27 protein-coding genes are annotated in these 26,277 nt (G+C 69.9%); 14 read left to right on the top strand and 13 right to left on the bottom strand.

Annotation, left to right across the window (positions count from 1 at the left end; genetic code table 11):
• Positions 1-44 precede the first annotated feature (44 nt).
• Entirely contained in the window at positions 45-254 is a 210-nt protein-coding gene (locus R2B67_RS00230; RefSeq protein WP_317815792.1) for a DUF6233 domain-containing protein, read from the top strand.
• Between the two features lie 337 nt (positions 255-591).
• Here R2B67_RS00230 and R2B67_RS00225 read toward each other — a convergent pair whose 3' ends face one another.
• Complete coding sequence (locus R2B67_RS00225; protein WP_317815791.1) at positions 592-831, bottom strand: hypothetical protein; 240 nt, start codon at positions 829-831, stop codon at positions 592-594.
• A gap of 174 nt (positions 832-1,005) precedes the next feature.
• A complete protein-coding gene (locus R2B67_RS00220; protein WP_317815790.1) occupies positions 1,006-1,488 on the bottom strand; it encodes a hypothetical protein in 483 nt (160 codons plus the stop codon).
• A gap of 114 nt (positions 1,489-1,602) precedes the next feature.
• Between R2B67_RS00220 and R2B67_RS00215 the strand changes: the two genes are divergently transcribed.
• The 3 genes from R2B67_RS00215 to R2B67_RS00205 all read left to right on the top strand — a co-directional run bounded on the left by R2B67_RS00215 (position 1,603) and on the right by R2B67_RS00205 (position 2,361).
• Positions 1,603-1,845 carry a DUF8825 domain-containing protein gene (locus R2B67_RS00215; protein WP_317815789.1) on the top strand — a complete coding sequence of 81 codons (243 nt, stop codon included), beginning with the start codon at positions 1,603-1,605 and terminating at the stop codon, positions 1,843-1,845.
• Positions 1,842-2,096 carry a LexA family protein gene (locus R2B67_RS00210; protein ID WP_317815788.1) on the top strand — a complete coding sequence of 85 codons (255 nt, stop codon included), beginning with the start codon at positions 1,842-1,844 and terminating at the stop codon, positions 2,094-2,096. Before R2B67_RS00215 ends, R2B67_RS00210 begins: the two co-directional genes overlap by 4 nt.
• Positions 2,097-2,175: 79 nt before the next feature.
• Positions 2,176-2,361: a hypothetical protein gene (locus R2B67_RS00205; protein ID WP_317815787.1), complete on the top strand. Its 186-nt coding sequence runs from the start codon at positions 2,176-2,178 to the stop codon at positions 2,359-2,361.
• Positions 2,362-2,569: 208 nt separating this feature from the next.
• Here R2B67_RS00205 and R2B67_RS00200 read toward each other — a convergent pair whose 3' ends face one another.
• Positions 2,570-5,260, bottom strand: a complete 2,691-nt coding sequence (locus R2B67_RS00200) for a DEAD/DEAH box helicase (protein ID WP_317815786.1) — start codon at positions 5,258-5,260, stop codon at positions 2,570-2,572.
• A gap of 93 nt (positions 5,261-5,353) precedes the next feature.
• On the opposite strand from R2B67_RS00200, the gene R2B67_RS00195 reads away from it, so the two are divergent.
• The 4 genes from R2B67_RS00195 (at position 5,354) to R2B67_RS00180 (ending at position 9,119) form a co-directional block, all read left to right on the top strand.
• A complete protein-coding gene (locus tag R2B67_RS00195) occupies positions 5,354-6,979 on the top strand; it encodes a helix-turn-helix transcriptional regulator (RefSeq protein ID WP_317815785.1) in 1,626 nt (541 codons plus the stop codon).
• Positions 6,979-7,554, top strand: a complete 576-nt coding sequence (locus tag R2B67_RS00190; protein WP_317815784.1) for a transcriptional regulator — start codon at positions 6,979-6,981, stop codon at positions 7,552-7,554. Before R2B67_RS00195 ends, R2B67_RS00190 begins: the two co-directional genes overlap by 1 nt.
• Before the next feature lie 282 nt (positions 7,555-7,836).
• Complete coding sequence (locus R2B67_RS00185) at positions 7,837-8,862, top strand: DUF6292 family protein (protein ID WP_317815783.1); 1,026 nt, start codon at positions 7,837-7,839, stop codon at positions 8,860-8,862.
• A 14-nt stretch (positions 8,863-8,876) separates the two neighbouring features.
• Positions 8,877-9,119 carry a hypothetical protein gene (locus tag R2B67_RS00180; RefSeq protein WP_317815782.1) on the top strand — a complete coding sequence of 81 codons (243 nt, stop codon included), beginning with the start codon at positions 8,877-8,879 and terminating at the stop codon, positions 9,117-9,119.
• 352 nt (positions 9,120-9,471) lie between these two features.
• Here the strand turns inward: R2B67_RS00180 and R2B67_RS00175 are convergent, their stop codons facing one another.
• Positions 9,472-9,780, bottom strand: coding sequence for a hypothetical protein (locus tag R2B67_RS00175; RefSeq protein ID WP_317815781.1), 309 nt, complete (start codon positions 9,778-9,780; stop codon positions 9,472-9,474).
• Between R2B67_RS00175 and R2B67_RS00170 the strand changes: the two genes are divergently transcribed.
• From R2B67_RS00170 to R2B67_RS00160, 3 genes are all read left to right on the top strand, one after another.
• A complete protein-coding gene (locus R2B67_RS00170; RefSeq protein ID WP_317815780.1) occupies positions 9,761-10,612 on the top strand; it encodes a hypothetical protein in 852 nt (283 codons plus the stop codon). The two genes, R2B67_RS00175 and R2B67_RS00170, sit on opposite strands and share 20 nt — an antisense overlap.
• Before the next feature lie 451 nt (positions 10,613-11,063).
• Positions 11,064-11,345, top strand: a complete 282-nt coding sequence (locus R2B67_RS00165) for a hypothetical protein (protein ID WP_317815779.1) — start codon at positions 11,064-11,066, stop codon at positions 11,343-11,345.
• 576 nt (positions 11,346-11,921) lie between these two features.
• Complete coding sequence (locus R2B67_RS00160) at positions 11,922-13,241, top strand: competence protein CoiA family protein (RefSeq protein WP_317815778.1); 1,320 nt, start codon at positions 11,922-11,924, stop codon at positions 13,239-13,241.
• Positions 13,242-13,279: 38 nt separating this feature from the next.
• Here R2B67_RS00160 and R2B67_RS00155 read toward each other — a convergent pair whose 3' ends face one another.
• The 8 genes from R2B67_RS00155 to R2B67_RS00120 all read right to left on the bottom strand — a co-directional run bounded on the left by R2B67_RS00155 (position 13,280) and on the right by R2B67_RS00120 (position 22,318).
• A complete protein-coding gene (locus R2B67_RS00155) occupies positions 13,280-13,447 on the bottom strand; it encodes a hypothetical protein (protein ID WP_317815777.1) in 168 nt (55 codons plus the stop codon).
• A gap of 306 nt (positions 13,448-13,753) precedes the next feature.
• On the bottom strand, positions 13,754-13,948 hold the full coding sequence (locus tag R2B67_RS00150; RefSeq protein WP_317815776.1) for a hypothetical protein: 195 nt from the start codon (positions 13,946-13,948) through the stop codon (positions 13,754-13,756).
• The gene (locus R2B67_RS00145) at positions 13,948-15,186 is read right to left on the bottom strand and encodes a hypothetical protein (protein ID WP_317815775.1); all 1,239 of its coding nucleotides are present in this window, start codon (positions 15,184-15,186) and stop codon (positions 13,948-13,950) included. The genes R2B67_RS00150 and R2B67_RS00145 overlap by 1 nt, the downstream gene beginning before the upstream one ends.
• Before the next feature lie 772 nt (positions 15,187-15,958).
• Positions 15,959-16,699, bottom strand: coding sequence for an HAD domain-containing protein (locus tag R2B67_RS00140; protein WP_317815774.1), 741 nt, complete (start codon positions 16,697-16,699; stop codon positions 15,959-15,961).
• Positions 16,700-16,753: 54 nt separating this feature from the next.
• Positions 16,754-17,350: a helix-turn-helix domain-containing protein gene (locus R2B67_RS00135; protein WP_398867743.1), complete on the bottom strand. Its 597-nt coding sequence runs from the start codon at positions 17,348-17,350 to the stop codon at positions 16,754-16,756.
• A gap of 82 nt (positions 17,351-17,432) precedes the next feature.
• Positions 17,433-18,074 carry a hypothetical protein gene (locus tag R2B67_RS00130; RefSeq protein ID WP_317815773.1) on the bottom strand — a complete coding sequence of 214 codons (642 nt, stop codon included), beginning with the start codon at positions 18,072-18,074 and terminating at the stop codon, positions 17,433-17,435.
• 117 nt (positions 18,075-18,191) lie between these two features.
• A complete protein-coding gene (locus R2B67_RS00125; RefSeq protein WP_398867740.1) occupies positions 18,192-19,190 on the bottom strand; it encodes a zinc-dependent alcohol dehydrogenase family protein in 999 nt (332 codons plus the stop codon).
• Positions 19,190-22,318 (bottom strand): amino acid adenylation domain-containing protein, encoded by a 3,129-nt coding sequence (locus R2B67_RS00120; protein WP_317815771.1) that lies wholly within the window; start codon positions 22,316-22,318, stop codon positions 19,190-19,192. Before R2B67_RS00120 ends, R2B67_RS00125 begins: the two co-directional genes overlap by 1 nt.
• Positions 22,319-23,013: 695 nt before the next feature.
• Between R2B67_RS00120 and R2B67_RS00115 the strand changes: the two genes are divergently transcribed.
• Genes R2B67_RS00115 through R2B67_RS00105 form a run of 3 tightly spaced genes read left to right on the top strand, consistent with a single transcriptional unit; the run spans position 23,014 to position 25,759 of the window.
• Positions 23,014-23,676: a hypothetical protein gene (locus R2B67_RS00115; protein ID WP_317815770.1), complete on the top strand. Its 663-nt coding sequence runs from the start codon at positions 23,014-23,016 to the stop codon at positions 23,674-23,676.
• A gap of 29 nt (positions 23,677-23,705) precedes the next feature.
• On the top strand, positions 23,706-24,962 hold the full coding sequence (locus R2B67_RS00110) for an FAD-dependent oxidoreductase (RefSeq protein ID WP_317815769.1): 1,257 nt from the start codon (positions 23,706-23,708) through the stop codon (positions 24,960-24,962).
• Complete coding sequence (locus R2B67_RS00105) at positions 24,959-25,759, top strand: HisA/HisF-related TIM barrel protein (protein ID WP_317815768.1); 801 nt, start codon at positions 24,959-24,961, stop codon at positions 25,757-25,759. The genes R2B67_RS00110 and R2B67_RS00105 overlap by 4 nt, the downstream gene beginning before the upstream one ends.
• Positions 25,760-25,820: 61 nt before the next feature.
• Here R2B67_RS00105 and R2B67_RS00100 read toward each other — a convergent pair whose 3' ends face one another.
• Entirely contained in the window at positions 25,821-26,168 is a 348-nt protein-coding gene (locus R2B67_RS00100; RefSeq protein WP_317815767.1) for a nuclear transport factor 2 family protein, read from the bottom strand.
• Positions 26,169-26,277: the final 109 nt, after the last annotated feature.

Raw genomic sequence — 26,277 nt, 5'->3', positions numbered from 1 at the left:
CGGTCACTCTCCAGCGGGATATCCCGGCCCCGCCCGTACGCCGGGTGGAGCCCGCGAGGGCCTGGGCGGTTGAGTACGAGCGGCACTACGCCGGCGCGACGGTCCAGCGGACCACGGTCCACCGCTCCGACTGCTGGTCGATCCAGGGACGCAGCGAGGACATCACCGACGAGCACGAGGCCCGCGCAGCCATGGCGAAGACATCAGCCCGCGGCTGCACTCTCTGCGGCACCGACCAGTCACTGGCCCGATGACGTCGGCGGCGTACAAGAGCGCCTAGGGCTGTGGGGGAGGCCCGGAGTGGTGTCGGCTGAGGGAATTTCCCCTCCCGTGGGGAGGACCGGGGGGGCGGGCGGCGGCGGGCCCTGCTCTCGCGGCGCGAGGCAGGGCCCGACCGGTGTGCGGGACGGGGGGCCCGCAGCACCAACGATGCACCCAATCCAGCCATATGGACAGGGGTGTGACCGGAATTTGCTGTACCCGGCGGAGGGTTGGTCGCGCCGTCCCTCGGGTCTGGGGCAGGGGACGCGGGCAGGGGAGGTGCCTCGACCGAGGGCTGAATTTTGAAACCGGCCGCCCTCCCGTACTGGGTCAGCGCTTGATGGTGACGCAGGGCATTCGCTCGGCGTGGCCGGAGACCTCGGCGCAGATCCGGCTCCGGTGCCGGAAGTTCTTGCCGATGGTCCACGTGGCGATCTCGTACTTGTACCGGCCCTGCTGCCGGGAGGACATCGCCTTCCAGCCGCGAACGTCCCGCACCCACTCCCCGCCGCGCCACTCGCTGATCCGCGCCCGTACGCCCGGCTTCCAGCCGTCCAGGAGCACCCGCACCTCGCGGACCTTGAGCCCCGATGACGCCGATGCTCACCGGCCCGTCCTCGGCGCTCCCGCTCGCCTGCGCGGGCGCCTGCCCCAGTGCGCAGAGCGCCATCACCGATACCGCCACAACTGCCGTTCGTGTCCGCATGGTTCGCATGCCGGATCAACGCCGCTCGCCGCCGCAGGTCACCGGCCGATGCTGTGGCACATGCCCGCCAGGCCGGGGGAGATGACGCCTTGGGCGGAGCGGCAGACGGACCGCATACCGCCGCCGGTCGGCACACGGGCGCTCGGCACGCGCGGCGCCCACCGCTTCGTGCTGCGCGGCGGTACGGCGGGAACCTGAGGCCGCGTGCGCGGCTGGGTGGGGCGGGCCCGCCCCGGCGCCGGCTCGGTGCGCGGCGGCTCTCGCCGTACGGCGGGCTGGCGGTGGGCCTGGCGATTCGCGGTGGCCGACGCGCCGGGGGAGGGTCCGATCCAGGCCAGCTCCTCCATGCCGCGCGGCTGCACCGGGGGAGAGGGAGGGACGGAGGGCGCCGGGGGGAGCGGTGCGGACTGCCCGGCGGGCTGGTGGCGGGGAGGGGCGGGGTGTTCCGGGGGGACGGACACGCACCCGGTCAGGAGGGCGGCCAGGGCGAGCACGGCGAGGGGGAGGGGGCGCAGGCGCATGGGTCCACCGTGGCCCGGGGATCGGGGCCCTGTACGGGGGCGCGGCGGTACGTCACCGGTTCGGGTGGCGGCCCGGACTGGCCACAGAATTCGAACACGCGATCTAATAGGTGGATGGACCGCCACCACCTCTTCCCCGCCGACCTGATCCGCGCCCAGCAGCAGTGGCACGACACCTACCGCGCTCTCGCCATCCCTCGCCCCCGCCACACCACCGAGCTGCGCCGCCGGCTCCTGCGCCTGTCGGTCCGGATCCACTGGCATCCGTTCTGGTCCACCCCGGCGGGCCGTACGCCTGCGGCGCGGGTGGAGCTGCGGCAGCGGACCGCTGATGGCCGGACCCGGGGCGCGGCGTGAGGCACGACGGCGCCCTGTCGGAACGGCAGGAAGCGATCATGCGCGTCATCCGATCCTGGATCTTCGAGCACGGGCAGGGGCCGACGATCCGGCAGATCGGTGAACGGGTCGGCCTCTCCTCCACCAGCTCCGTCGCCTATCAGCTCGGCCAGCTCGAAGGGTGGGGGCTGATCACCCGTACCGGCAGAGGCTGGAAGACCTGCCACCTGGGGAGCCCGAAGCCGTCCCGGTGCGGACTGCGGAGCCGTTGAGCCCTTGAGCCCTGTCCTTTCGGTAGCGAGGGCCGCTATGGGGTGAGGCGGGAGACTCCCGCCGGGTGGAGGTACTGACGTGATCGTTCGATTCGTAGATGGCCCGCTCGCCGGACGCGAGCTGAAGACCACCGACACCCCGTGGGCCGGGGACTGGCTCACGGTCGACGGGGCGGCCGACTGGGGCCTGTACGTCCCCGTCCTCCGTACGGTGCACGGCGTCGTTATGGCGGAGGCCCGGGTCACCATCCCACGCCGCCGGTAGGGTGCGGGCAGACCGTGCCGACATGGAGTGTGCGGGACAGGTCCGGGTCTCTGGAGTACGGCTCGGACCCCTGGTGCCGGTGGCGGCCCCGCCGCCGGTACCAGGCCCCGTCTGCTCCGTAGTGCTGCCGGGGGATCGCCTGCGGAATGGCCCGCGCCCCCGGGCGGTGGGCCAGGAGGCGCGGGACGATCGGCTCATGGGCGGGGTGTCAGGTCGCTGTGGCCCAGTCGACGCCGAGCGCGGCGAGCTGCTCGCGCTGCTCGGTGCTGAGCTTGGCGCGCCTGCTGCGGGTGTTGCTGACCCAGGTGCCGAGCGCGACCGGCCCTTCCTGAAGGTGTTCCACATGGGTTCGCGGTACGACGACCCGTCCCTCCCGGGCCGCGTACTGGGTGAGCGCGGCGATTCCACGCTCGAAGGCCCCGCCCTTCCGCGCCGGGGCGGTCTCGGTCCGGCGCTTGAGCCCGAGTGCCTCCAGGCGTTCGCGCTGCTCGGGGCCCAGGGCGTCCCATACGGTGGGGTCGGTCTGGCGGGTGGTCCAAGTGCCGACGTCGACCCCGTTCACGGTGACGCCGGGCAAGACGTCGGCCGGGCCCTGCTCTTCGGCCAGGAGGACGCGGGCGGCGGCGTAGTGGCGCTGCCAGTCGACCGGCCACTGGGTAGGGTTCCATTCCGGGTCGATCGCCTCCAGGGCGCGGCGGCGCTCGTCGGCGCGCACGGGGTCGGTGCCCAGCCCGCCGCGACGGCGGAGGTTGGAGAGCCACTGTCCCACCGCCACCCCGTCCCAGACCGTGTTCTTCGGGCAGGCCAGGGTGGAGTGCGCGGCGTAGTAGGAGCGGGCCGCACCGAGGCTCTTCCAGAATCCGGCGTCGCCGACCGACCAGACCATGCCCACCTCGTTCAGCAGGTCCACCCGCCACGCCTTCAGGGTCCCGGCCTTGAACGCCCTGCGCTGCTCGCTGACCCAGCTCCCAAGCGCGTAGGTACCGTCGTCGCCCACCTTGACCGTGGTCTCGCTGGGGACGCGGGCGTTCCCGTGCTCCCCGGCCCAGGTCCGCAGGGTGTTGTATCCGGTCAGCCAGATCTCGCTGTCCGGCCGCAGGACGCGGGTGCGCAGGAACAGTGCGACGGCCTGCGGGTCGCGGGGGAGGGAGAACCGCAGCAGCGGCGTCGTGACGGGCGCGATGCCCGGGGCCGCGTCGTCCTCGTCACCTTGGTCCTCCTCACCCTCTTCAACGCCACCCTGTTCGTGGCCGCCTTCGTCGTCGGTGCCGGCCGCCGCGGGCTCCGGCTCGCCGTCCTGGTCCTGGCCGTCGTCCTCGCCGAGCTGCTCGCCGTCCTGGGCGGGTGGCGCCTGCGGGTCGAGTGCGAGGACGGAGGTGATCTGGCCGCGCGCGGTCGTGGTGGGCAGGGCCATGCGCTCGATGACCCGGTCATCGTGTGCCCGCAGGCCCTGGAGGATCGCGACCAGGCCCCGATAGCTGGAGGACGCCATCATGTCGGCCGGGTCTTCGCCGGGCTCCAGGAAGACCGGCACCAGGATGCGGCTGATCTTGCCGTCGCCGGGCTCCTGGCGCAGGGCCCGCCCGATGATCTGCACGATCTCCACCGGACTGCTGCGGGTATCGGCGAACACCACGGCTCCCACTCCGCGCTTGCCCCTGATGTCGACCCCTTCCCCGAGGACCCGGCAGGAGGCCAGGAAGCCGAGTTCAGTCACCCACCCCTCGGCGTCGATGCCGTCGGCGTAGCGGGTGAGGACGTCGCGGCGGTGGGTGGCGGGGTGCTCGCCGGAGAGCCAGTCGGAGCCGACGCGGGCCGGGTAGGCGGCGGGGTCAGCAGCGTGAAGCCGCGCGGCGGTCTCCGGCATCGCCCGCGCGAAGCTCATCGCGTCCAGCGTCCGTGAGTGGAACGTCATGTAGGAGCGCACGCCGGTCTCGTCTGCGTGCTTGAGGAGTGCGGCCTGGAGGGCAGCGAGCCGGCGGCCGCGCCGCTCCTCCATCGACGCGTCCTCGCTGAGCGGTGCCGGGTCGCGGATCTCCAGGACGTCGACCTCGAACCGGGCGAGGATTCCCCGCTCGACGCTTTCCATGAGGCCGGTCTCGTGGAGGACCGGCCCGTACAGCTCGGTGTCGTCCATAGAGGCGACGAGCCGCCCGCCCAGCACCTCCCCGCCGCCCGGGACGTCGGCCGCGCCGAGCTGGGCGCCGTCGGCCCCCTCCTCGGCCGTACGCGGGCCCGCTTCCCACAGGCGGGGGGTGGCGGTCATGTAGAGCCGCCGCGCGGCCGGGAAGCGGGCCTGGTCGTGAATCCCCGCCCAGGCCTTCGAGCCGTCGCCCGATGTCCGGTGCGCCTCATCGACCACCACCAGGTCGAACGGGGCCATCTTCTGCCCGTACGAGCCGCGCAGCGCCCGTTCCAGCGCCCCGGGCGCAGTCGCGTCCTGGTCGTCCTGGTCGTCGGCCAGGCCCTGCCCAGCCAGGCTCGCGTACGTCGCGAACACCAGCATCGGCCCCGAGCTGGCCCAGAGGGCGAGCTGTGTCGGATTGGTCGTGCACCGCACCCCGAGGGCCTCCAGCAGCGGGTCCGCACCGAGGGAGCAGACCGCGATGGCGGGGCCGATGTGCCCGGTCCGGCGCCACGCCTCGATCGTCTGCGTCAGCAGGTCCAGGGTCGGGACCAGGACGCCGATCATCCCGTTCGGGCACAGCCGCATCGCGGCAACCGCGGCGGTGATGGTCTTGCCGGTGCCGGTGGCCATGTGGACCTGTCCGCGCAGTCCGCCCACGGGCATGGTCCCGTCGGCCGGGAGGGACAGGCCCGACACGATCCGGTCGACGGCCTCGACCTGGTGGGGCCGGAGGGTGATCCCGGACCTGTTCGCCTGCGGTGTCTGCTGCATACCCCTATGCTCCTCGCTACGAGCTGCCCAAATGCGATACGGACGCTGCACAATCTAGCATTAAATCTAGGTCAATGGTGGTACACTTTTCTCATGAATGAGAAAGCGAGTGTTGAAGCGCTGCTCGAAGAGGCCCGTCTCGCCAAGGCGATGCCGCCCCCGCAGGAACGCCTGCGGCTGCGCGAGGCCGCCGGGCTGACCCGCGCCCAGGTCGCCACGGCGGTCGGGGTCGCGCGCGGCACCGTTCTGGCCTGGGAGTCCGGGAAGTCAGACCCGACCCCGCCCGGCCGCCTGCCCTATCTGCGCCTGCTGGAGGGTCTGGCCGAGCTCTACCCCGCCCCGGTCGATCCGGCGGACAACCCGATCGCGGCTCTGTTCAACGACCAGCCGTACGGCACCGCCCCCGCACCTGCCGCCGCCGAGACGCCCGCCGTCGCGGTACCGGCCGCGCTCACCGGGCTGGAGACGCTGCGTGGCCCGGACGGCCGCGCGATCGAGGGGGACCCGGGCCCGTGCATCCGGTGCGGCGTCGAGACCACCTACCAGTCCACCGACGGCCGCCCGCTCCACTCCGGGGCGATGTGCCAGCCCACCACCCCACAGCCCACGGCAGCGCCCCCGGCGACACCGCCCGCACCCGCATCGGTCGCTGCTCCGGCTTCGGCGGCGGCCCCGGTCTCGCCGGTCCCGGCCCGGGTACCGACCCGCCCGCAGCGCCGGTCCAAGAGCGCCGAGCGCGCCGAGGCGGACCTCATGGGGCTGATCCGGGGTGCGGTCGAGCAGGAGGCCGAGCGCGCCGGCGGGGACGAGGACGCCGCGCTGGACGCGCTGGTGAAGCGGGCGATCCCGGACGTCATGCACCTGTTCACCGAGACGCGGGCCACCGCTCGGTACGAGTACACCGCCTACCCGGCGCTGCCGGACATCCTCCACAAGCCGTCCAAGCGGGAGCCGGATCAGATCTGGGAGGCCCGCCCCGCCTACAACAACCCCGCCTACTCGATGCGCGCCCCCGAGCGGAACATCAAGGTCACCGCCCTGGACGTCAACGCCGCCTACCTGTCCGCGCTCAAGGTCTGGCTCCCGATCGGGAAGTTGGAGCACACCACCGGGTCGGACGGTATCGGCCCGAAGCGCAGCGGCGTTCACCTGATCACCCCCGCCGAGTGGGCCCACCCCCACCTGCCCGACCCGCTCGGCGACCGCGACACCCCCGGCGCCCTGTGGATCACCGACGCCACCCTGCGCCTCCTGCTGCGCCTGTCCGGCCCGAAGTGGGCCCTGACCGGGGCCCCGACGGTTCACGAGTCCTGGACGTCGGGGGCGACGGAGAATTTCCTGGACGCGCTGCGGAAGTTGCTGGTGGCCGCGCGGTCGGAGGCGATCGCGGCTGGAGACAAGCTGACGCTGGAGTACGTCAAGGCCATGTACTCGAAGTTCGTGAGCACCATGGGGGAGTCGGTGCACAACCGGGAGATGGTCCGCCCGGACTGGATGCACCTCATCCACTCGCAGGCGTTCGCGCTGCACTGCGGCCGCGCGTACAAAGCCCACCAGGCCGGGCTGGACGTCGTGGCGCTGAAGCACACCGACGAGCTGCACGTGACCGGGGACTGGCGGCAGGTGTTCCCCGAGGGCCGGGGTGTGTCCGAGCTGAAGATCAAGCAGGGCGACGGCAAGGCCTCCGGTGAGTACCTGGTCGGGAAGGTGGGCGGCTGATGGCCGGACGCTGGATGGACTTCGGGAAGTACGGCGCGGCCGGCGCACCCGGCGCCGAGGCGCTCGGCATCGCCATGGAAGGGATGGTGCGCGGCATCAGCTCACCCGTGGACAGTGAGCGCGGTCTCGCCGCCCGCCTGAACTACCTCACCCGCTCGGATGCCGGTTATGAGGCGATGGACCGGGCCGGGGTCCACGTCTCCCCGCGCACCCTGATGGCCTGGCTCGCGGAGGAGCGCACCCCGAACAAGGCCAACTTGGCCCGGCTGGATGCGGCGTACTGGGACCTGCGCCGCCGCAACGTCGCCGCTGACCTCAAGCACCGGCTGAACAACGGCGGCCGGGGGACCCGGGTGGAGATCAACCCGGTCAACCAGGGCGGGGTGGAACAGAAGTACAGGCGGGACCTGGCCCCCCGCAGCATCAACGTCCGGGGCGTCTGGGACCGGGCGGTCGACGCGTGGATGGACGACGACCTGGAGGAGCTGGACGCGGTCTGGGATGAAGTCCTGGACCTGATCGGCTCGGACTACGACGGCTACAGCTTCGTGTCCTCGATCGGCTGGTCTGCCTGACCCCACCCGCCCCGCCGCCCCGGGTGAGGCCCGCCCCCGGCACTGGAGTTGTCGGGGGCGGACCGGTCCGAGGGTGCCTGGCGGCCCGTCCGCGTGATGAGCGGCGCGCGGGCCGGGACACAAAGGGCCGGCACCCAATCCGTCCACGGGGGTGGGACGGGTGGCAAGGGTGCCGGCCAACGCAACCCCCGACAGGGGGCCCGCTCGCAGCGTACCGCCCAACGGCCCGGGGACCGGGCCGATACCGTCGTTCGACACCGTGAGTTCTGGAGGAGTAACCTCGTGATCAGAGCAGGCCGACAGCACCTCGTGCGCACCCTGGCGGACCTCGCCGCGCAGCAAGGCGTCGGTGTCGACCACTACACCCGTCTCAAGCCGTACGCGGCCGAAGGGTTCCCGGCCCCGGTCAGTTCGGAGGGATCGCGGACGCGGCTGTACGACGGGGAGCAGGTCGACGCCTACCTCCTGGGCAAGCCCGTGCCCCCGCTCCCGGAGCCGGAGGTCGAGGACGACGGGGACCTCCTGGACCGCCGGGAGTGCGCGGCGCTGATCGGGGTGGCTCCGGCCTCCTGGGATGTCTACAAGCGCGACCCCGCCCTGACCGAGGCCCGCATCGAGGCGGGCGGGGTCGAGCACTGGCCCCGCCACGCGGTGAAGGCGTTCCAGGCGGGCCGCCCCGGCGACGCTGCGCAGCGGACCGGACGGCCCAAGAGCACCGGGGACCAGGTCCCGCGCGACCAGGTCCACGGGCTCGTCGCCGAGCTGCTGGACGCCGACCCCACGATCAGCGCCGCCACGGTCACCGAGCGGCTCGGCGTTCACCGCAACACCGGGCAGGACACCCTGACCCGGCTGCGCGCCGACCGCATCGCCGACCACATCGAAGCCCACCCGACCCTGACCCCCACCGAGGCCGCCGCCCAGCTCGGCTACCCGGCCGGACAGGTCCGCCGCGCCACCGCCCGCGCCGAAACCGTCCTGCGCGCCCGCCACGTCGCCCCCTACCTGACCGACGTGGCCGCCGCCCTGCACCGAGCCGGCTGGACCACCGCCGAGGCCGCGCCCGATGTTCAGTTCCCCGGTGACGACCGGGTCGTCGCCGCGCTCGTCCTGGACAGCGACCAGGCCCCGGCCCCCGCTCTCGTGTGGGATGAGCGGTACGGGTGGCGCACCGCCGCCTCCCGCCGCCACCCCATCACCAAAGGCGCGGTGCCCCCCTCCGAGGGCGGGGGAGTGCGCTACCTCGCCGGAGGTATCACCCCGGCGCCCGGCGGCGTCGTCGCCGCCCTCACCACCCCCGTCACATAGGCCCAGGAGGCACCGTGCACGTCTCACCAGACCCGATCACGAACCCGCAGCAGGCCGCCCAGGAGCGGGAAACCCTGCTCGACCTCATCGCACGCGGCCTGTACTGCACCACCGCCAGCGCCCTCGGGGCCGGCCACGACGAGCCGAGCGCGAAAGCGCTCGCCACAGCGCGGGTGGTGGCCGACGACTACGTGGCCGCGTACGAAGAATGGCTCGTGAAGCTCGCCGCCGACAACGCCGCACCGGGCCCGCAGTGACCCGTGGGCCCGGCGGCGCTGTCACCGCCGGGCCAACCGGTCCCCAGGGTGCGGGGACCGACGCGTATTCCTGACCGCCACGACCGCCACGGTCGCAGCGGTCCGCGCCGAGAACCACCTCTGGTTGCCCTTGGCCGCCATCGAGGACGACGACACCCAGGCCCGCCTCGGCGCGGCCCGTACCGAGACCGAACGCCTGCAGCGCGCCGTCACCGCGTTCGCGAAACTCCTCGGTCAGGACCGGGGCGACTTCATGGTCTCGGACCTGCTGCGCGAACCGCCGGCCCCGGCCCGCGTGCCCGCCCAGGCCGCCCGTGAGCACGAGGTGGCCCGCGAGGAGAGCGAGCCCGTCCTACGGCGGGCCCATACGGCGACTGCCGTATCCCCCGGCCTCGCCCGACAGGCGTACGGGCAGGCGCAGCAGCTCGCCGCTGAGGCCCACGACCCCACCGAGACGGTCACCGAGCCCGCAGTCCAGCCCCAGCCCGGCGACACGGGCGAGGACGGCGCCCCGGGAGCGGGCCGAGCGGGAGAAGCGCCTGGCGGAGAGCCAGCGGCAGCGCGAGATGGCGGCCGTGCCGCCCTGGAAGAGCCGGCCGTACGGCAAGCGGTCGGACGCCGGGCTGGTCCGGGCGATCGGCGTGGCCCAGGAGGCGGGCACGCTCGCCGAGCACAGTGCACGGCGAACGGCGGAGGAGGCCCGCCTCCTGGAGGAGCGCCTCGCCCAGGAGAAGGCGGCCGGGCAGACCCGCGGCCAGGCGGTGGCCGCCTCAGCGGCGACCCTGCTGGACCAGGCGGAGATGAAGGCCGCCGAGGCCGTACGGGAGTCCGCCCGCGAGCTCAACGCGAAGAGCCGGGCGGAGGAGAAGGACCGGTACCTGCGGGACTACCTGGAGCCCAAGAAGAAGCTGGGCCTCATGGAGCGCCTGCGGAGGGGCCTCACGAAGAAGCAGATCGACAAGGACATCAAGGACGTCACCGCCGAGCGCACCGCCTGGCGTACGGAGGAGGGCGAGGCCCGCACCGCCGCCCGGGACGCCAAGGTCGAGGCGTGGGCGCTGATCCGCACCAGCAAGCTCGCCGAGCAGTTCCGCGACGTCGACGCCACGAAGTTCGCGCCGGACGACGTCACCACCGTCACCGAGCGGCTGGCGACGATGCGCGGGCAGCTCCCCGACATCGAGCTGCGCATCGACCGCCGCGACGCCCAGAAGTTGACCCGCCTGCAGGGCGAGGCCACCCAGTACACCGAGGCGGCCGCGAAGCACCGCACCACCGCGGCGGCCGCCCGGACCGAACAGGCCCGCCGGGCGGACATGGCGAAGCGGCACCCCGAGCTGTACGACATCGAGACCAAGGCCCGCCGCTCGTACGCCGTCCAGCAGAAACGCGCGGCCGCCGAGCAGTCCCGGGCCCGGGCCCAGGAGTCGGCCGGCTACCACCGCACACCGCCCAACCAGGGGCGAGGAGGTCCGTCCGCAGGACGACGGTGAGCACCGAGGCCACGCCCGATTCCACCCACCCGTCGAACGCAGAAGCGGTTGGCCCGGCAAGGAGATTACTGATTCCTGCGATGAGATTCCGGCTGAGCGAATTACATCGCGGAAATCTGCGAAATCATCGCAGGATTCCGACGTGAATTCTGATCACAGCGTTAATTCACGCCGCTACGCGATCCCGGAACATGATTCCAAAGCCCCAAACAGGTCCACGTGGTGCGCTGACCTGGGGTTTTGTGAGAAGGGGCGACGGTTTCAGCGGTCGGGATTTCCTCGCCGTTACAACCGTTCCGGGGTCAGGCGCTAGGCTCGTCTCGTTCACGCCCTGCGTCGGCTAACTGACGGAGGGAGATCTCGTTGCGGCCCGATGCTTGGCGGCTGGGCTGCACCCGAGATCTCCCTCTTGCTGCCGTCGGGCTCCCGTCTCTGCGAGGAGAGCAAACCCGTGACACCTATCGACCGTACTACCCGGATGTCCGGGCTGCGGACCGCCCTGGTCTGGGCCGTCGTAACGACCGCAGCCGCATCCATCGGCACAACGGCCTACCTGGCCTGGGAGGGACTGGACCAGGCCGCCACCGCGGTGGCCGCCTCCGGAACCGCAGCGGTCTCCATCGGCGGAGCCTGGGCGTACGCCCGCTCGCGCGAGGTGGCAACTGCGACGGTGGCCCATGGCTCGGACGGCGGAGATAGGCCCGTTGATCCTAACGGGGGCAACTCCGCCTGATCAGTAGCGGAAGCCCCCGGCGGTGCTCGCAGGAGCAGCTGCCGGGGGCTTCGTCGTCGCCCGGGCCCACGGGGGAAGGCGCCGGGAGACGGTCAGGGGGACGGAACAGCGGGCGCGGTCTCGGAGGACTGGTCCGTCAGCCGGTCGAGCCGGCGGTAAGGGAGCGGACGACTTGGGCGCGTTCCTGGACGCACCGCACCGTGCCCTCCAAAGGGCCTCCAACAGAAGGTCGACGGCGTCCAGGGTCTCGTCGGCGGCCGCGTGCGACCAGCAACCCGCTGCTCTCACGTTCTCCTCCAGCCGAGCAGCGGCAACGAGCAGGGCAGCGGTCTGACTGCGGGGCGGGGAGGTCATGCCCGCTCAACGAGCAACTGCCGCCTGAGTCGCTCCGGGGTCAGTCGCCGGTGATCTCGGAGCGTCAACCGTCCCGCACCGGCGTGGCCCGGGCGGACGACCTCCGTGGGCCGATCGAGTTACCCGGCTGCGCCAGCTGGGGGATGCCGTGTCAGACCAGGTCCCTACTGTCCGCCTCAGGCTGAGCCCAGCCCGTCATCGATGCGCTGAAGGAGGAACACGATGGTCTTCGTCGGGGTGCACGGAGAATGGGGGCGGATCGATGCGACCCAGGCCGACCTGGGGTGCGGGCAAGACCGGGAGAGCATCTACAAGGTCAAGCCGCCCGCACCGCTGACCTGCTACGAGTGCGAATGGCGCCTCCATCTGGTCCACAGAACACACGGCGCGTACGACCTGTGGTTCCTGCGGCACGCCAAGAACGCCCCGCACTGCGGGGCGCGGCTCGCGGGCGAGGGCATGGCCCACCACCTCCTCAAGCTCGACCTTGCCCATCACGTCCGCGCGGCCGGCTGGAGCGCCGAGTACGAGGTGGCCGCCCCTGACGGCTCCTGGCGCGCGGACGTGATGGCCACCTCCCCGGACGGCACCCGGCGCGTCGCCCTGGAAGCGCAGATGTCCGCCATCTCCATCACCGACATCGAAACCCGCACCACCCGGTACGCCGCCGCCGGGGTCGAGGTGTGCTGGTTCACCGACCGCAAGACCGTCCCCTGGCTCGACAACGTGCCCTGCGCCCAGATCGCCCGCCCCGACGACGGCGCCGTCCAGGTCACGGCCGGGCCCGCCCGTTTCGAGCCGGAGTGGTGCCGCGACCGTGCCGACTGTGACTGGAGCAGCGGTTACGTCGACGGAGCTCTCCCGTGCGGCGGGCACGGGGAGTGGTCGGACGTCCACTCGTTTCCGCTCGCCCGGTTCGTCGCCGCCATCTGCGCGAACACCATCCGGCCTCACCGCCTGCGCGTGCCGAGCTGGAAGAGGGACGAGACCATCTGGCGGTGGATCAGCAGACGGTACTTCGAGCTTGAGGAGGAACAGGTCCGGGCCATGGCCTGGAGGAAACAGGTGGGGGAGCGCCTGGCCGCCATCCAGCAGCGCCAGCGCGAGGCGAGAGCGGCTGCCGAGCGGGAGCACATGGCGGCGATCGAGGCCTTGCTCCAGCGCCAGAAGGCGTTGGTCAAACCGGTGGTGGAGTTCGTCTTCCGCGAGGCCGGCGCCTATCCGATGGTCGGCCGTGACGGTATCCCCGAGTTCGCCATGGGAGTGCCCGTGCACGTCCGGGGCAAGCCGTACGCGGTCATCTGCCCGGTGGCCAGCCGAGTACCCGCCCTGCGCGGTCGGCTGGCCCCGCTCGTGCTCTTTGCGGCCTCCGAGCGCGAGCGCAGCCGCATCGCCGCCCAGGCCGCCCCCGGGCAACGCATCGAGGTCCTTGAGCCGGAACCGTCGAAGGAACCGCCGCCCACCGTTCCACGCCAGCCCCAGCAGGGCGGGCTGACCGTCAGAGAGGCGGTGAATCGGATGTTCGGCCTCGACCGCATGTGACGCGCGGCGCCGCCGCGGGGGACGGCGCCTGCGCTCTTCTACTCCTGGGAAGGCGTCGGCTCGGTGGGGGCCGGGTCGCGGCGGCGGAGGCGGGCTGTCCGGAGGGAGCGGAGAGCGGCGGCCGCCGCGGTGGTGACGACGGCGGCGGACAGGCTCCCGAGGAACTCGGGAAGCGCCTCACGCAGCAGGACGACGAGGTCGGACACGGAGACGGGTACGGCGCGCCGAGGACTCCGTCGCGCGCCGATTCCTCTCGTGCTCGAAAAGACACAGCGGTGCACCGACCGGCCGGGAGCCTCGGCCGCAGACACGGTTGGCCCGCGCGCGTCTGCCGACCGGCCCGCGCGTGGATTGATCCTCCCTCAGTGCGAGGACCATCCTCCCGGCTCGGGCGACGCCGTGTCCCGGCTTTCTGCAAACAAGTGCTGACTTCCGCGCACCCCGTCCGTGTATCGCGGACGGGGTGCTCCCGACCGGACCTGTGTGCCCCTGCCGTGTTGGGGCACACAGGGTCAGGCGATCACGGACCGGGTGAAGGCGACCGTGGCTCCGAAGGCGGCTCCGGCGGCGAGCGCAGAGGTGGACCACGGGCTGCCGGCGGCGAAGGTGAGGATGCCGGCTGCCGCGGCGGCCTGGATGCCGATCAGGAACACCACTGCGGAACGCAGGCTCAGCAGCGGTTCCTGAGACCTGTCGTGCCTTGCCATCAGCTCTCTCCGAGGATCTGCGCCTCGGTCCGGCGCGCGATCTCGTCGCCCGCGCGGAGAAGCTTGCGCCGTACCCGGCTGCCCATCTTGACGTCCATGTCGACCACGAGGGAGGCCTGTTGCCAGTTGAGTTCGCTGTTCTCGGCCCAGGCCCGGGCCACTCGTTGTTCGTTGCTCTTGAGCCGCCTCGTCGCGTAGCGAACATCCCGGTTGTCGAAACGGTCGGCCCACGGCGTTGCCGCTGAGGTTGCCACGTCTTCCGGACCCCGCTCCGGAGACCGCAGATCGATCCCCACCGGCAGGTCCCCGACACTGCGCCCCATCACCTGGTGATCGCTGTCCAGGTCGTTCCCCTCCCGGGCGCACGCGCGCAGAGCGAGGCGTACCGCGTCGGCGTCCTGGAGGTCCACGTGGTTCTCCCACTCCCGTAGGAGGAGCGCCAGGGCGAGGGCCTGGGCGTGATCCTCGCTGGCTGGCCGGAGCCGAAGGCGGTCGTGCAGGAACTCCTCCATCGGCCCGGGGTCGCCCTGCAGGTAGGAGTTCAGCGCCGCGCGGGCTTCCCAGACGATCGGTGCCCCGAGCCGATCGAGCAGCCGGTTGATGGACCGCAGCGGGTACAGCCACTCCTCCGCCATGCCCCACGGCAGCGCCCTGGCGCGGGGCATGGCGGCCAGGACGCTACCCCGCAGTGCAGCCATGGGCCCGTCGGCCCGGTCGAATCGGAACACCTGCCAGGGGCGCGGGGTGATGCCGAGATCGATGACGGACTTCGCTCCCGCCCGGGCGGGAGCCATGCCGAACAGTGCCGACTTCGAGGGCATCGAGAGGCCGAACGCCTTCGCCGACGTCGGACCGTCGAAGCCGGCCAACGTCTTCGAGAAGGTGTCCAGCGCCGAGGCGGCGGCGCTCCTGCCGACGAGCGTCTTCCTGAAGGCGATCGAGACGCCGGGGCTGAGGCCGGGGAGCAGGGAGTCGAGCTTGCTCGTCCGGCCGCCCATGAGGTCCGGCAACGGGAGAACAGGCCCCTTAGCAAGGGACAGGTTCCTCATGGCCGAGGCGGTGACGTTGACCGTCGAGGAGAAGCCGGTGAGGTTCGAGGTCGCTGCCCGTCCGGCGTGCAGGGAAGTGAGCAAGGACCCCGCGCCGGTGATCTGGGGCAGTACCGCTGACTTGGCGGCCAGGATGTTCGTCAAGTCGCGGGAAGGGGGGAAGACGTCAAGAGAGCGGAACGTGGGCACGAGTGCCTCCTTGGGCCAGAAGTTCTTTTCCTACTCTCCGGTGACGGCATCCGGGCGTTCCGACAAAAAATCTTCGCCAGCCCCGAGTGACCTGCATCACATCATTCTGGTGATCCTCGGAGCTTTCCTTCCAGCCCCAAGGTATCGGGGGCTGCCGACAGCGGGCGGTGATATGCACCTAGCGGACCGCCGGGTCTGGGACCACTGCCACCGGTCCCAGACCTGCAGGGCAGGGGATTGAGAGGGTTCAGCCGACGTCCTCATGCGGTTCACAGCTAAGGCCGTCGACGCCAGGAGGGTGGCCCGCGCTCAGTCGAGGCGATGGCGCCCACCCCTGCCAGCCCGCCGCCGCGCGCCCGCCCCCAGAGCCCGCCCAGCCCACCATCCACCCGTGACACCAACGGGTACCCGCGACGCCGCGGCGGGCGTACGCTCCCGCCCATGACCACCATTACGGCACCCACCAACCGCCAGGAGCCGGACCCCGGATGGGGTGTCACCGCCTCCTGAATGACCACCGCTGCGCCCCCGGACACCAATCCGGGGGCGCAGCCGCGTACAGACCTGACGACGCCGCCCGGTGCCGTGCGTGAACCTCGGACTGCCGGTCAGGTGGGTTCTTAAAGGTCAGTGCAGGACGGCACTCTGGCCAGGTCCCGCGCACAGCCGCAACCGGACTGTGCTCGGGCTGCATCATGGCCAGCATGAGACTTCAGATAGCCCGCCGCTGCCTAGCGTCGCGCTGCCCCTTGCCTCGCCGTTTCCAGTGCCGTCAGCCGTCACAGTGGCAACCCACGCACACCAGGCAGGATCGGCAGTCTGGGCACTGCTGGCGCATCAGGTCCCCGCACGGCTGGAACAGGTCGTCGGTGGGGGCGGGGCAGTAGCACTCGCAGCAGGAGCCGCACTCCTCGTGCACACGGTCACGACGGCGGCCGCCGATTACGACCGTGCCCCGGTACCCGCAGTCCCGGCAGCGGCGGGGGACCACCGGGGCAGGCTCCGGCAGGTCGTCCATCTTCCGCACCCACGCGCGCAGCGCCTGGAGGTCGCCGGCCGTGAGCCCGGTCGCCGGTTCGACCGCGTACGGCAGCAGGGGCGCGGCGGTGTCGTATCTCCTCCTCGCTGCGCTGCGTACCGCCTGCGCGTGGTGGTCTCCGGCCCGTACCCACGCCACCGGCCGGTCATGGGTCTGCGCCCACGACGCGATCTCCTCGGCTCGCCGGGCCAGGTCGCCCTCCGCGTAGGGGCAGAGGGCGGGGTCGTCGGCCCGGAGGTAGTGCACGGCGCCAGTGTCCCGCAGCGGCACCAGCGGCGGCACCGTGTCCCACCCGAGGGCGGGGAGCAGCGGCTCCAGTTCGTCCGGGGTGTACGAAGAGACCAGGACCAGGTCGGCGGAGAGGCAGGCCAGGGCACGGCCCACCGCCGGGTCCAGGGCGAGCCGGGGCCCGCGATCGCGCGGCCGGGGGATCACCGCCTCCGCCCGCCAGGCGGCGGACTCCGTCTCATGCACATGGTGTGCCCGGTCGGCATCGGCCCGCCGTACGGGGACAGCACTCCGTCAATCTCAACCGCAACATATGAACGCATACAGAGAGCGTATAGGGTAAATCGCCGTAAAAACTGACAAATGCGGTGCAGGGGGCGGGAGTTGGGGCGCCGCTTCCCTGGGGGGGGGGGGGGGGGGGGGGAACAGCGCGCTGCGGGCGATCGTCGACCGGGTCTGCGAGGACCCCGAGGCGCCCTGGCGGAGCTGGGCGAGCAGGGGCGGGGCCCAGTGCTCCTCCCACTGCGCGCACTGGTCGCGGCCCGGCCCCGGCAGCAGCAAGTCTGTCATCACGTTTGCGCCGGGCCGGGCGGCCCAGGGGCAGGCGCGTGCGGCCCGCCGGTTGTAGGCGATGATCCCGAAGTCCGGCCCCTCCAGCAGTGCCGGGTATGGCAGCCGATCGATGTGGTCACGGATGTCGTCAGGGACCTCGGGGGTGATGGGGGAGAGCAGGGGCGGCACGGGCCGCCCGGCCCACCGGTAGAGGGCGAGTTGCTCGTCCGGGTGGAGGGTGAGCAGCCGAGAGACTTCGGCGATGGTGTCGCTGCTCATCGGGCGGCGGCCGGTCTCCAGCCTGCGGTAGTAGTGCTCGCTGATCCCGAGCTCCTGGGCCATCACGGTCTGCGTGACCGGGCCCTCGCCGTGCGCCGGGTCCGCACCGGGCAGGTCGGCCAGGGTGCGCCGGGCCCGGACTACCTAGCTAACCAAGGAGGACGTAGTCCCAGTAGACCGGGACACTCGACGCGAGCTGATGCCGGCTGAAGTCGATGATCCGCTCGGGGTCCTCGCCCTGTGACAGCGCGTACTGCAGCACTTCGCAGGCGCCATCGGCGATCTCGGGCGGGGGCTCGCTCCCCCATGACGCCAGATAGTCGATGAGTTCCTTCGGTACGACGTCCGAATCCCTTGCCAGCTCGGCCAGCTCGGCGAATACGGCGCACCAGACAGAGAGGTCGCTGTGGAGGTACAGCGCCGCCTCGCCCGGTTCGGTCAGCATCGCCGGCATCGACATCGCCTGTCCCAGGCGCCCGGCGGCCGGTACGGTCATGCTCGCGGGTTCCAGGCCGACCGATTGAGCCGCGGGCCAGAGCATCCTGCGGGCTTTTGCCACCGTGTGCAGGGTCAGCCCGAAGAAGCCGGCTGGGATCTCGTGTCGGTGGCGGGTGATCAGGAGTCCGTAAGTGGTCAGTTCGGCCTCCTGACAGTAGAACTCCCCGATGAGCAGCCGTTGGAGCTGCTCTCGGTTAACCTCTCCGGCGCGCATGCGTGGTGCCATTTCGAGGTCGCTGACGAGACGCTCGACTTCGGGCCGCATGCTGTTGATCAGCTGTTCAGCGTTCATGGCCTGTCCCTTCCTTCGACCACGCTCTGGGCTCTGCGTGGGTCTGGTCACTCCTGGCGGTTCTGTTCCGGTTGCGGCGGCGCTCGGTTTTCCCGGCCGCTCGTGTGGGCACGGTGGTCAACTCACCAGCAGGGTCTTCCCCCTCCCGGGGTTGGTTTCGGCGTGGATCACGGCGGTCGTCACGTCCGACAGGTCGTACTGTTCAGAGACCGGTGCGTCGATGTGACGGTGTGTCATTTGATCGGTGACCCGGCGGGTCAGTTCGCCCGTCTCCTCGGGGAGCAGGCGGGTCAGTCGCTGAGGAAGCCAGAAGCCCTCGACGGTGATGCCGTGGAAGACCAGAAGGTCCGGCGAGAGCGGCATCGGGGTCCCCGAGAGCATCCCGTAGACGATCATTCGTCCACCGTCCCGCAGACAGCTCAGAGCGAGTTCGCCGGTGGCGCCCCCGACCGCGTCGATGGCGGCCGCGACGCCCTGCGCTCCCGCGAACGCCGCGACGCGTTCACGCGCTTCTTCCGATGTATCGGTGAGGACCTGGAGCGTGTCGGAATCCGACGGCTTCGGGCCCGGACGTGGTCGCCGGACCAGCCCAATGCAGCGTATGCCTCGTCGGCGCGCCAAGGCGGTGATCATTCGGCCTACCGTCGAGGCCGCTGCGGTCTGGAGGAGTACCTCTCCCTTGGTCAGGCCGAGGTCGTCCAGGAGCAGGTTGGCGGTCACGGGATTGATCGTCATCTGGCACGCGAGGTCGTCCGGGAGGTTGCCCGGTATCGCGATCACCTCGCTGGCGGGAACGTTGAGGTAGTCCTGCCACGTCCCGGTGGCCGAGACCGCCACCCGGTCTCCTGGCTCCAGATGGACGTCGGGTGCTGCCTGGTCCACGACTCCTGTTCCCTCGAAGCCCACCAGGGATGTCGGGGGACCGCCCTGCGGGCCGGGGCGGAAGCTTGCCGCTCTTCCGTACCGCCCGCGGATCCACAACAGGTCCGAGGGGTTGACGGGGCGGGCGGTAAGGCGTATACGTACCGCCCCTGCGCCGGGTTCGGCCTTCGGGGCCTCGGCCACGGTCAGGACATCGGCGGGCTCACCGTATGCCGAGAAGACGACGGACCGCATCAGTGGTCCGATGAGCTTGTGCCGTCGGCGGGAAGGTTCCGGACCTGGTCAGGGGGCGGGGCGAGGTAGCCGGTGCGTCGGAACTCCCGCAGATAGGTGTCAAGCAGGTCGGCGTCGGTCGGTGGGCAGGAGAGGCCGCTGCCGGCGAGCGCCGCCTCGGTGTTGCCTCGGCCGAAGGCCGGGAAAGTGCCGTCTAGGTACATCTGCTTGACCGTGAGATCGCTGTCGTGCGCCGGTTCCACGAACAGAGGCACATAGGGTGCCATGGGGTGGTCGGGGTGCTTTGCCGTCAGTTCGGCGATCATGGCGGTCCATTCGTCGTACGAGATGGTGCGCACCGGGTAGCCCATGGCGACCAGGCGCTCCACCAGTGCCGGCAGCCGGGCGTCGTGTGGATTGGTGAGGTGGTAGACGCGACCGTCGGGTCGCTGGTGAGTGATGATGTGCACGATGGCTTCAGCGGTGTAGTCCACGGGGACGAAGTCCAGGGGCAGGCTCATGTCCGGTGCTAGGCCGGTCTCGGCGATGGTCCGGAATAGGGCGCACATCATGGTGTCGGTGTTCCATACACCGCGATCCGCTGTGCCGGTCACCTCGTAGGGCCGGTGGATGGCGATCGGCAGACCGCGTCCTCCGGCTTCGGCGATCAGCCGTTCAGCCACCCATTTGGTCTCGGGGTAGCCGAGGGAGATGCGGTCGGCGTGGTCCAGAGGGGTGTCCTCTTCGACGCGGTCGACACCGGCGGTGCCGAAGCCGACGATCACCGTGATGGTGGAGATGTAGTGAACTGGCTTGATCCTGTACTGGCCCGCCAGTTCCAGGACCGTACGGGTGCCGCCGACGTTGGTGGGCGCCAGCGCACTGTACGGGTAGACGAAGTTGACTTGTGCCCCGCAGTGCACGATCAGGTCGATGTCATGGGTGAGGGAGTTCCAGGCGTCTTCAGGAAGACCGAAGTGGGGTTCGGCCAGCTCCCCGGGGACGGGGACGACTCGGTCGAGAAGGGGTTCCGGGTCCACGCCGTAGCGCCGCATCCGGGCCGCGAGGCGGGTAAGGGCCTCCTGTGGATCCCGCGCGCGGATCAGGCAATGTACGTGTTCGACGCCTGCGCTCAGCAGACGTTCGACGAGGTGGACGCCCAGGAATCCGGTGGCGCCGGTCAGGAACACCTGCTTGGGGTCACGGGCGGTCTCGGGGGCATCGGTGGTGAAGCGGAGGCCGGGCGAGAGCTGGCTTTCCTCGGCGAAGTCCACCGGCGTCTCCTCCTCTTGCCGTTCGTCGTCCAGGGTTCGCAGTTTCGCGGCGAAGTCCGCCAGGGACGGGTCGTTCACCAGGTGGCGGATCAGGGCCCGCCCGTGCCCACCGGCGAGTTGAAGTCGTTCCTGTACGGCTGCGGTCACCTGGGTGGCGCGCAGGGAGGTGCCGCCCAGCCCGAAGAAGGTGTCGTCGCGCCCGAGAGCGTCCACATGCAAGACGTCCCGCCAGATCCGGGCGACCGTTTCCTCCCACTCGCCCCGGAGCCCGCTGTCCGAGCTGTCGGCACTCTTCGAGGACGCCGCCAGGTCTGCGAGCTGGGTGCGATCAACCTTGCCGCTGGAGGTGAGGGGCAGGGTGTCGACCCGAGCGATGTGGGCGGGAACCATGTAGGAAGGCAGCCGGTCGCGGACGTGGTCGTGTAAGCGCCGGGAGAGTTGTCCTTCGCGGCCGGGGTGCGCCACCACGGCCGCTACCAGCAGTTCGTCGGCACCTTCACCGACCACCCCCACCGCCGCCTGGCTGACATCGGGATGGGACAGCACCACCGACTCGACCTCGTCGAGTTCGACCCGGTACCCGCGCAGCTTGATCTGCCGGTCCCGGCGGCCGAGGTAGTCGAGTACTCCGTCCTTGCCCCAGCAGGCCAGGTCACCGGTTTGGTACAGCCGGGACCGCACCGCCTCGGGCGTCCACTCGTCATCGACGAAATGCTTGGCAGTCTTGTCAGGATCCTTTAGATAGCCGAGTGCGACGCCGTCCCCCCCGACCCACAGCTCGCCGATCTCCCCCGGCTCGGCGATCGCCCCGTCCTCGCGCACCACGTAGGCCGTCGTGCCGGCCACAGGTATGCCGATCGGCACCCTCTCGGCCTGCTCGGACAGCGCCTCGACGAGGTACGTCGTGGAGAGCGAGGAGTTCTCTGTAGGCCCGTAGCCGTTGAGGAACATCTGTGGCCGGCCGTGGCCCAGCACCGTACGCACGGCACGTGGCCCGACGGTGTCGCCACCCGCGACAAGGCATCGCAGGCCGGCGAACATTCCCGGCGCCGCATGGGCGTGCTGGTGAAAAAGTCCCGTACTCAGCCACATCACGCTGATCCGCTGATCGAGCAGCACACTTTCCAGCGCCCGGGTGTCCAGAAGGTCTTCCTTGAGGACGGGTACGAGGCAGGCCCCGTTGAGCAGGGTGCTGAACATTTCGAAGCACGAGATGTCGAAGGTCAGATTCGTGGTCGCGAGAACCCGGTCATCCGCGAGGATCCGGAGGTCCCCGGTGTCGCGTGCCAGCCTGGTCTGCCCGCGGTGCGGGCACACCACGCCTTTGGGCGCGCCGGTGGAACCGGAGGTGTAGATGACATACGCGGCATCTTGAGGGCTCCGATTACGCCACCACTGCGCATCTGCTTCGTCCGCGGCGGCGGACAGTTCGTCACTGGTGACGAGTGACACGCCGTCAGGCACCGCAGGATGTTCACCGGGGGCGTATACCGCCACATGAACGTTCGCCTCGTTGAGAATGCGCGCGAGTCGTTCAGCCGGGTAGTCGACACTCAGCGGCAGATACGCTGCCCCCGCGAACAGGATCGCCATGACGGCGGCCGCCGCCTCCGGGGAGCGCTCGATCATCACCGCGACGATGTCGCCCTCACTCACCCCGCGGGCGCGCAGAGCCGTCGCGCCGCGCCGGGCGCGTTCCGCCAGTTCGCGGTAGGTCCAGCTCCCTCCCTGCCACTCGACGGCGTACGCGTCGGGACGCGTCTCGGCCTGGTCGACAAAGAGGGACGGAATGGTGGCATCTCGCGGGTAGTCCGTACGCACGCGATTGAAGGTGTGCGCATGACGGGGAAGAGCAGGATTCCGTGAGGTGGCCACGAGGGCTCCTTCAGATGACGGGTCGGAGTGGGAGAAGAGCGTCACATGCGGCTTAGATCGACGATGATTTGATGCCTTTTTCGCTCGGACGCCAACTGTGGCCCCCAAGATTCACTTCTGGCATGCGTTTTGGATTAGCTGAGCCGGTCCGCGTTCCAAGACATTGATCGTTGCGAGTTTCGGCTGAGCGTGGTCCTCGAGCAAGCAGGTACCCGAAGCAGGGAGGCAAAAACACTGATTCGTTGAAGGTCTTGATATGACCCCAAGGAGGTTTACATTTATGCGACGCTTGTCGAATGTCAAGCAACTCCTCTCCCATCCGTTGCGATGGTAATGCTCACAGGGGCTTCTCCGTCGCATTTTTATGCCTGGAGCGGCACGGAAACCAGCCAACCAGGTTCGAGGACTTCGCCGCACACCGGTGCCCGATTCGACTCGCTCACCCTGTGGCTGAAACATGCAGTGCCCTCACGGTGAAGGTAGGCGTATCGGCGACGATACGCGGTCTAATTGAGGCAGGCGCGACGGAAAAGCAGTGCTGTTACTGCTGTGTAGACGCAGAACGGCCAAATTCGCAGCCATCGGTTGCTGCGGACATTTTCGGGTAGGCCCCCAGTAAAAGGACCGTGCGCGCGTACAGAAAGAGGACGCCGCAGCAACATCACCTTTTCCATCAATCAGGAAGGAGTTCCACCGTGACCGTCAAAAATGCAACAGCCGTCCGTCTAGCTGAAATCCTCCAGACAAAGCGCCTCGAAAACCCGATCGGCAACGCCCTGCTGGAGTCCGCTGCCCGGGGGGACCTGCGCATGGACGCGCTGCAACGCCTGGTCGGAACGGAGGCGCAGGCGCACCGTGCGGAACTGGCCGCATACGGCACGATGCTCGCGCGATACCCGGAGCATCCTGCGGCTGATCTGTTCATCCAGCTCGCCCAACTGGTGTACGCGGCACAGCCGAAGCTCCGCGAGTGCGCCAAGGCCCTGGGGATGAGCGATGCCCACTCCTCCCGCTGGCCCGCGGAGCGTGCGACCTACTCGTTCAATGGCACGTTGAGCTGGTTGGCTGTGCAGGGAAGCCAGGCGGCATGCGCGCTGGCGTCGTACACCGACATGAAGGTGTACTTCTCCGGTTGCACGCAGTTCGCGCAGCGGGTCCGGACAGACGGTATCGACGTTCCGCCGGAGTTTCTCGCCTACTACGACGACGAAGGCAGCGAGGAGCTGCGCCAACTGGCCTTGGACGTGGTGCAAAACGGGCTGGACAGGGGCGACGACGAGGCGGACGCGGTGTTCTGTGCACGTCTGCTGGAGGAATCGATCGGCGAATTCTGGCAGTCCGCCGCCGGTACGATCTGACTCGGCTTCTGAGCCGACGAGGAGAAGCCGTGCGCATCGGAATCGCCGGCGCGGGAATTGCCGGCCTGGCAGCAGCGTGGTTGCTCGACGGAGTCCATGACGTCGTCGTGCTGGAAGCACGGAGCACATTGGGCGGAAACCTTCGTACGGTGCATCTGCCTGACGCCGCAGACGGCGCTGAGACGGTCGAACTGGGTGTGCAGGGAGTTCCCCTGCGCCTCTCCCACTTGGTCGCGGCCTTCGCGTCGGCCCTGGGATTTCGGCGCGAGGAATGGACCGGTCTTCCTGACAGCCGGGCCATTCAGTGGGAGAGCCCGTCCATACTGCGGGGCGGTGACGCCGCCGACGCCAAGAGGTCTCAGAAGGAAGCTGCACGGGACGCACTTGCTGTCCTGGCCGCCGAGGCAGCGGATTGGATACGTCAGGACATTGACTGGGACGTGTCGCTGGAAGCCCAGGTCAATTCCTGGAAACCGTCCGACTTCGTCCGGAACGGGATGGTCCATGCCTTGGCGGCATCCCTGTTCGGCTGCACCATGAGAGAGGCCGGACAACTGTCGGCGCGTGCGGTGGGTGCCTTCTACGCGGAGCCGGACGAGGACGGGGCCGCCGGACTCTTCCGGCTCCGCGGGGGCATGCAATCGCTTGCTTGGCGGCTCGCATCGGACACCTCCACCACGTCGCTGCTACCCGGTCGGGCGCTCCGCCGACTGCATCGCACAGAAGACGGATGGGAGATGATCGACCGCTCGGACGAGCGGTGGCCCGTGGATGCCGTTGTCCTGGCACTCCCCGCCTACGCCGCACGTGCGGCCCTCCCTCTCAGTGATGCCCCTGAGCTGAACGCGGCCCTCGGCGCCTTCACCTATCGGGATCTCAGCTACGGCATCCACCGAGACGCGTTCTACATGCCGCCGGACCGCCGGCACTGGGCACCCTCACACGTCACGGTGCACGGCCCCTGGGCGGAAACCACGTCCTGGACGCGGCGCCCCGGCGGACAGGACGTGTTCGTCAGCCAGCTCACCCACCGAGACGAGTTGCCGCGCACCCTCCTGGCGACGTCCGCCTTCCGCACCTTGCAGCCCACGACCGACCTGGTCGCCGCTCAGAACGAACTCAACTCATACCAGGGCGCGAAGAACATCTACTTCGCCGGCCACCTCACCGTTCCCGTCAACGAACTCGAAAGCACCCTCGCCTCCGCAGTCGCCGTCTGCCGACGATTGACTCCCAGCCTCCCCCGCTTGACCTCCCTCACCAGCCACGACAAGGAACTCCCATGACCTCCGACCTCTTCCGCGACCAGCACACACATGTCGGTGACCTGGTCATCCCCTGCATAGACGTCGCCGACGGACGCGCGACCACTCCCAGCCGCATAGCGGGACTCGAGGGCTCCGACGACGTCGCCGCCATCTCCGCGGTCTACGCCGCGGGCAGCGCCCAGAAACTGTTCCTGGACGTTTTCGACGGCTGGGACGCTATCGGCTACCTACCCGATCTGCTACGCCGCCTCAAGGACACCGGCGTCGACCTGCTCGTGTCCGTGGGTCACGGCACGCTTCCGTCGGTGGACCACGCGCAACGCCTGTTGCGGGCCGGGGCGGACGCGGTGTCCGTGAGCACCAGCCTGGTGGAGGAGCCCGGCACAGTCGAGGCAGCCCTGCAGGAGCTCGGCGGCCAGCGGATCATGGCAGTGATCAACAGCCGGGCGACGGGCCCGAGCCAGTGGAACGTCCATATCCACGACGGCGCGCAGGACACCGGCATGAGCGCCGTGGCTCTCGCCGCGGAGCTCGCCGAACTGCAGGTGGGCTCCATCCTCGCCAACAGCATCGACAGGGAAGGAACCGGACGGGGCTTCGACCTTGCCCTCACCCGTGCCGTCGCCTCCGTGTCCGGCCTGCCCGTCATCGCCTCCGGTGGGTGCGGCACCCTCAGCCATCTACAGGAGGCCCTGAGCGCCGGCGACACCGCGTACGTCCTGGTCAACAACATGCTGCACAACGGGCAGCACAGCATCAGCGAAGTACGTGACTACCTTTACACCTATTCCTCTTTCGGCACCGGGCCCAGTTGACGGGCAGTTGGCGGGCCGGACCTGACAGCGAGGAACACCGACCTCGGTCTCCGGGGATGTACTACTCCTGGGAGAGACGACGCAGGATACCGTTCAGAACGGTGGAATCTATGTAGGCGTGCACTTCGACGATGGTTTCCTTTTCGAAGCGACAGACCCATACATAGAACGGGTCGTAGGGCACTCCGTCCCGCGCGGTAGCGACACCTTCCAACTCTGCGGTGGTCACCGCGCCACCTCCGTGAAGCCCGCGGATACGGAAATTGAGTGCGTCGGAGAACAACGGCCGTACCTTTCCGATGGTGGCAGGCATGAACTCCTCTCGCCCTTGGTAAGCCCCCGCGAGCGGGTGCTGTCCGAAAAGTGTCCACTGCACGTCGTCGGCAAGCCGGTCGAAGAAGTCGTTCACCGTGTCACTGTTCTCCAAGAGGGAGAAGAGGGCACGCCGGTCTGCTCCAGGTTCCTGCCAGGCTTGCATGAGAGTTCCTTTGCGTAGGGCGGTGATCCGTAGACACGGG

Origin of the sequence: Streptomyces cyaneofuscatus, from assembly GCF_033109485.1 — a bacterium.
Lineage (GTDB): Bacteria > Actinomycetota > Actinomycetes > Streptomycetales > Streptomycetaceae > Streptomyces > Streptomyces cyaneofuscatus.
This window is presented reverse-complemented; position numbering and strand designations above follow the sequence as displayed.

What these genes read in the sequence shown, in the direction of transcription:
- R2B67_RS00220 (WP_317815790.1), bottom strand. Translation starts at nt 1,488, where the DNA reads ATGCGCCTGCGCCCCCTCCCCCTCGCCGTGCTCGCCCTGGCCGCCCTC.
- R2B67_RS00215 (WP_317815789.1), top strand. Translation starts at nt 1,603, where the DNA reads ATGGACCGCCACCACCTCTTCCCCGCCGACCTGATCCGCGCCCAGCAG.
- R2B67_RS00150 (WP_317815776.1), bottom strand. Translation starts at nt 13,948, where the DNA reads ATGGCAAGGCACGACAGGTCTCAGGAACCGCTGCTGAGCCTGCGTTCC.
- R2B67_RS00130 (WP_317815773.1), bottom strand. Translation starts at nt 18,074, where the DNA reads ATGAACGCTGAACAGCTGATCAACAGCATGCGGCCCGAAGTCGAGCGT.
- R2B67_RS00190 (WP_317815784.1), top strand. Translation starts at nt 6,979, where the DNA reads ATGGCCGGACGCTGGATGGACTTCGGGAAGTACGGCGCGGCCGGCGCA.
- R2B67_RS00125 (WP_398867740.1), bottom strand. Translation starts at nt 19,190, where the DNA reads ATGCGGTCCGTCGTCTTCTCGGCATACGGTGAGCCCGCCGATGTCCTG.
- R2B67_RS00200 (WP_317815786.1), bottom strand. Translation starts at nt 5,260, where the DNA reads ATGCAGCAGACACCGCAGGCGAACAGGTCCGGGATCACCCTCCGGCCC.
- R2B67_RS00105 (WP_317815768.1), top strand. Translation starts at nt 24,959, where the DNA reads ATGACCTCCGACCTCTTCCGCGACCAGCACACACATGTCGGTGACCTG.
- R2B67_RS00160 (WP_317815778.1), top strand. Translation starts at nt 11,922, where the DNA reads ATGGTCTTCGTCGGGGTGCACGGAGAATGGGGGCGGATCGATGCGACC.
- R2B67_RS00195 (WP_317815785.1), top strand. Translation starts at nt 5,354, where the DNA reads ATGAATGAGAAAGCGAGTGTTGAAGCGCTGCTCGAAGAGGCCCGTCTC.